Genomic DNA, 5314 nt, shown 5'->3' on the forward strand with positions numbered 1-5314 from the left:
AGAAATGTTCATACTCTCTGGCGATTGCCGGCGCTTGGTTTAAATCCTTTAGTTTTACTTGGATGTCACTAATGTAATTATTGTTTTCACCGAGTATTTTTTGAGTAGTTGACAAACTGGCGAAACTCTGTACCTTATCTATCTCCGAAATTCCGGATTGAAAAAAGCCAATAACTTTTAAGGAAAACTGCTCGCCCTCTGTGCTGGTGACGGTGACAATATCACCTACCTTAGCCCGCATGGTATTGGCAGCTCCTTGACCCAATATTATGCTATTGCTGACATTATTGAGGTCCAAAGAATTTCCTCCAAGGATATAGTCATTGAAGGAGAAATAAGCTGCTTCCTTCTCAGGGTTTATCCCGTTTATAATTCCATTAAGATCTATATTGCCTAAATTATAAAAAACTTGAGCAGTAACTTTAGGTGCCACTCCCAATACCCTGCCATCATTAGAAAGCTTATCGATTATCTGCGGAGCATTGTATATTTCTTTTCGTGTATTGGTAGGTTTAACAGATTGAATAAAGTTATAATGATCCTTGAAATCTTCGCTTAATTCAATGGGTTGCACCTTGGAAGGAAGTATATCATTATAAAGCCTTACATGAGGTGTCCTATTCAAGACTATCCCGTCTACCAGTTGGTTTAAACCCTCCATAAAACCCAATAGAGAAATAAAAAAAGCAATGCTAAAAGTAACACCCACAGCAGCAACAAGTGTTTGCTTCCATCTGGCTCGCATCAAGGCCCCGGAAATCTCTGTGATGTGTTTAACCTTCATTATTCCGGCAGTTCTATCCTTGTATTACTATCGATACCATCTTTAATTTCTACCAAATCGTAATCCATCAATCCAGTTTCAACTGATTGGAGCTCTCCGCCTTCCAGAATTACCGAAGAATCATTGCGTAAATAATTTCTTGGGATGGTTAAAACCTCTTCTTTTGTTTGGATTAAAATACTGGCCTCAACTGTCAGGTTGGGGAAAAGTTGGGCAGGCCTTTTGGTAAACTTCGCCTCTGCCTGAAAAGACCTTGTACGTGAATTCATCATTGGGTCAATGGCAACAATCTCAGCTTCGAATACTTGAGACTGGTAACTGTCCATTCTAATAAATACCCGCTGACCTTTATTCACTTTTACTCTATCCAATTCATCAATATTCAGTTCAATTAAAAAATCCGCACTCCCAATCACAGCCGCTGCCTCTGAACCATTGATTAGATCCCCCTCTTCTCTATTTACCTTGTAAACCAGTCCATCTACCTCACTCTTAATGACATAATCGTTTTCCAATAATTTCGCGATCTCCAAATTGTTTTTGCTTTGTTCGGACTGTAGTTCAAGTTGTCTCTTTACCTCCTCATAATTGGTGCGGGCAGTGGCCAAATTTAGTTGTGCATTTTCATAGTCCAATTGCCTTTTTTCCAAAGTGACTTTAGTGCCTATACTTTTGTCCCAAAGCTTTCTTTGCCGCAGGTACAATAAGGAATCATTGGTCAATTTCTTTTTGGCCAAGTCTATGCCCTTTTTCGCATCAAGCAATTTATTTTCGTTTACCGAAAAATCAGCGGCTACCGAGGCGAGCCTCGCATTTTCAGTAGCTATTTTTAAATTTTTATTGTCCAATTGAAAAATTGGATCTCCCTTTTTAACCAATGAACCTTCTTCTACAAATACTTTTTCAATAGGGCCATTTACCTTTCCTTGGACTTCGTATTGGTTTTCACTTTTTATAGTTCCTGAGGCATATACACTTTCCGTGATGTTTTTCACTTCAGGCCTAATGACATCACTTTTATTGCTGCAGGAAAAAAAGGAGGAAACAATCAACAGCAATACAACTAGCGTACAATTATTCATTCATCTGTTTTTTTGTTCAATTTACTTCTCACTTTAATAGGCAAATAAAGGCAAAAGTGAAATTTTGAATGGAAGCCAAATCCAGGCTATTCAGGCTTTAATTAACGCCATTTTATAGACTTTCCTATTGATTTAGTAAGTATAGGCAAAAGAAATATTATAATCAACCCATTTAAATGGAGATAATAATTCACTCAGGCCCAATAGAAATGGGAGGATAGCATCCCTAACCAAATAGTACTATCAACATAGATGAAGGAACGTTCGACCGGCTTACAAAAAATTTGATAAGGAACAAATTACCTTAATTGGGAATCTTAAGGTTTGCCTGTCGGTTTGATCAATAATTCATTGACATTCACTGTGGCAGGTTGATTTAAGACATATAACACAGCCTGAGCAATGTCTTCCGGTTGAAGCTTGGCTTCCACTCCTCCATAATCTTTGTCCTCCAGCAATTCTTTGTCAGTAATATCATCCCTGAGATTGGTATCTACTGTTCCCGGCTCGATGGAAGCCACTCGAATATTAAATTCCGGAGACAACTCCATGCGCATAGCCCTTGACAAGGCAATTAGTGCCGCTTTAGACGCCCCGTAAACAGCTCCTCCTTGATACAACTCTTTACCGTCTACAGAGGTAATGTTTATTATATGCCCGGACTTTTGACGCTTCATATCCGGCAATACTTCATAAGTACAACGAAGCACTCCCTTCACATTTACATCTATGGTCTGCAACCATTCCTCAAGGTGCCTGTTCTTCATATAACTCAGTGGCATTACACCGGCAGCATTTACAAGGATATCAATACGACTGTATTTGTCCTTGATGTTCTTAAAAGCCTGGGACACACTTTGGCTGTCACTTACATCCATTTCCACCGCCATGCTTTCATGAGGCAATTTTGATTGGATGTCTTTTAACTTTTCAATGCTTCTACTGGCCAAAATGACCGTACATTCATTTTCGGAAAGCGCGGTAGCTATTGCTTTTCCAATGCCACTACTGGCACCTGTAATTATTGCAATCTTGTCTTGAAATTCCATAATCGTTGGATTAAGCTAAAAATTAATTTGGAATAATCGGTTCAAAAATCAAACCATAATCCCTAATAGGAAACTAAATCTACAGAATTAGAAGCTTTTACCTTAAGGTAGTCCACAAGAAACACTCTTTCATAAGGCGAAAGTAAAGAGCGCAGTATCAACCCTTTTATCCATTCTTTTTATCTTCTCCCTTTTCTGTATGGATAAAAGCATCCAAACGTTTTTGATAGGCAGCCTTATCATCTTCATAAACAGGCATCAGCCCCTTTTTCTCAGGAAAGGTTTCCATATGTAATGTTTGCGTTGGAAAAGCAAACCTAACCCCTAATTCATTGGCAAGTCGAATCGCTGATAGAATCAAATCCTCTCTTGCCTTTAGTTCTTCCGGCCAAGTAGGCACCTTAAAAAAGACATAGAACATAATGTCCAAACTATAAGCTGAAAGATTGTTCAAATAAATATTGTAATAGTCTTTTCTAGTTTTAGGGTGATTTTGAACAATCTTACGTAAGCCACTTAAATAAACTTCAATCAACTCCGGGGGAGTATCATAGGTAATGGTAATATTGGTATAAAATCTCCGGTATTTTCTCAGTCCGTGGTTGTCTACGGTGGCATCAGCAATTTTACCATTGGGAATGTAGACCAGGGAGTTTCTAAAAGTCCTAACCCTGGTGGATCGAAAGCCTACTTCTTCTACTGTTCCGTCTACTTCCCCGCTAGTAATCCAATCACCTACCTGAAATGGTTTGTCGATAAAAATCATAACGGAGCCAAAGAAATTTTTAATGGTATCCTGTGCGGCCAAAGCAAAGGCAAGACCACCAATTGACAACCCGGTAAGGAAAGGTACAATATCAATCCGTAAACCATATTTCAATATAAACAGAGAACCAATGACAATAACAAATGCCTTAAGGGTCTTTCTTACTAATGGCACCAACTGGTCATCAAGGGTAGAAGTTGTCTTATCAGCCATCCTAGCCATATACGCTGATAGTACATTGACCAACTTATAAAAGATGACCGTAACGATAAAAGGTTCTGCAGCATTCAGGAGTATGGTAACCCAAGACGCAACACTTATAGGTAGTTGTAAAACCCGAATAAATATTGCCAATAGCAAAATAATAATATAAATACTGATTATTCTTGCCACCGGCAGCAAGTACTGCTTGGCAATTTGCCCATAACCTGATTTGATAAGAAAGTAATAAAAAAGCCGATCAATCAGCAACGTGAAAAGTTTATGGCTTGTAAATACCATCAACAATAGAAAGAAAATGCCTATCAATTGCCATAGGTATAGCCCAAAATAATGTTGATTGCCTAACCTAGGCAGTATTTCCAGTAATTTGGCTGTACCCATCGGGTAGGTTTCCTGGTGTAAGGCTTTGATGTTTTTTACCGTCGCGGAAGAAAATTTCCAGCGGTTGCCAACTTTCACCAAATAAACAGATGGCAGTATTAACTCATCAAAGACATACACATGCTGCCCATTTCTCAACGTATCTCTATACTCAGCAGAATTAGGGACAGTATTCATCCGCACATAAACACCTTTACCATCAAAAATCTGCTTTAACTTTACTGCCAAAGCTGCTGCATCTTGCCCTTCGCTCCCCTCCATGTCCAATGCCTTAGCTGCGATTTCCGGATTAAAATTGGGCTCATTCAGGTTATAGAAAAAAGTATAGGTGGTATGATAGGGAGAACTGAAATTATTATGATCTGTGGTATCTTGTAGCACCAGAGAACCGGAATTGAATACTTGTGCTTGCAAGGATGATACAAAGCCTAAAAAAATAAAAAAGAAAATTCCTATTATATTTCGCATGCAATTATTCATTGTTAAAATTCTCTCTTTAATAAAACCAATCTTTGGTCTGTATTTATAATGGTATTTTGTATTCGTAAAGTTTATCTCCATAAAGGGTCACCAATGTATAGGCATTATCGCTTCCGGAAAAGTGAATCCAAAGGCTTTGGCTAACGCTTATTGGCTTTTGGTTTATCAAATTACCTTTGGCATTATAAAGATAGGCGAATTCTTGAACCTTATCTAAAACGGCAAAAATCTCATTCCCTTCTCCAAAAGAAAAATATTTATACTCCAAATCGTTTGATGGAATGCTCATTTCAAACAATTGTTCTTCATTTGGCCGTAGTACCTTAAGTTTGTTATATTCCTCTACTACCCATACATATTCGCTTTTACTCTGATCGTTCACTAGGCTAAACTTAGTATCGGTATCAGGACGAAGCAGTTGGTTCCTATAGGTAATTTCCCCTTTAAAATTTAGCTTTAGCACCTCCCCTACCTCATTTATGGTGACAAGTTTAGAAAGCTCATTATTACTTCCTTCTTCAATGGCGTATCCAGTATTTACACCGTTTCC

The 5314-nt window shown here is 38.3% G+C and carries 4 protein-coding genes and 1 pseudogene; all 5 read right to left on the bottom strand.

Annotated features, from left to right (window positions below; translation table 11 throughout):
* On the bottom strand, positions 1-784 hold a 784-nt coding region (locus AAC037_RS19160), incomplete at its 3' end, for an ABC transporter permease (protein ID WP_339904862.1).
* Complete coding sequence (locus AAC037_RS19165; RefSeq protein ID WP_339904863.1) at positions 784-1866, bottom strand: efflux RND transporter periplasmic adaptor subunit; 1083 nt, start codon at positions 1864-1866, stop codon at positions 784-786. The genes AAC037_RS19165 and AAC037_RS19160, both read right to left, overlap by 1 nt.
* A gap of 317 nt (positions 1867-2183) precedes the next feature.
* Positions 2184-2915 carry an SDR family oxidoreductase gene (locus AAC037_RS19170; RefSeq protein WP_339904864.1) on the bottom strand — a complete coding sequence of 244 codons (732 nt, stop codon included), beginning with the start codon at positions 2913-2915 and terminating at the stop codon, positions 2184-2186.
* A gap of 166 nt (positions 2916-3081) precedes the next feature.
* Entirely contained in the window at positions 3082-4752 is a 1671-nt protein-coding gene (locus AAC037_RS19175) for a mechanosensitive ion channel family protein (protein WP_339904866.1), read from the bottom strand.
* Between the two features lie 55 nt (positions 4753-4807).
* Positions 4808-5314: pseudogene (locus AAC037_RS19180) on the bottom strand (hypothetical protein); the annotation flags it as partial.

Origin of the sequence: uncultured Cyclobacterium sp. (genome assembly GCF_963976465.1) — a bacterium.
Lineage (GTDB): Bacteria > Bacteroidota > Bacteroidia > Cytophagales > Cyclobacteriaceae > Cyclobacterium.

Bases quoted from the DNA above. Each gene is read 5' to 3' on its own strand.
- AAC037_RS19175 (WP_339904866.1), bottom strand. From the start codon at position 4,752: ATGCGAAATATAATAGGAATTTTCTTTTTTATTTTTTTAGGCTTTGTA.
- AAC037_RS19170 (WP_339904864.1), bottom strand. From the start codon at position 2,915: ATGGAATTTCAAGACAAGATTGCAATAATTACAGGTGCCAGTAGTGGC.
- AAC037_RS19165 (WP_339904863.1), bottom strand. From the start codon at position 1,866: ATGAATAATTGTACGCTAGTTGTATTGCTGTTGATTGTTTCCTCCTTT.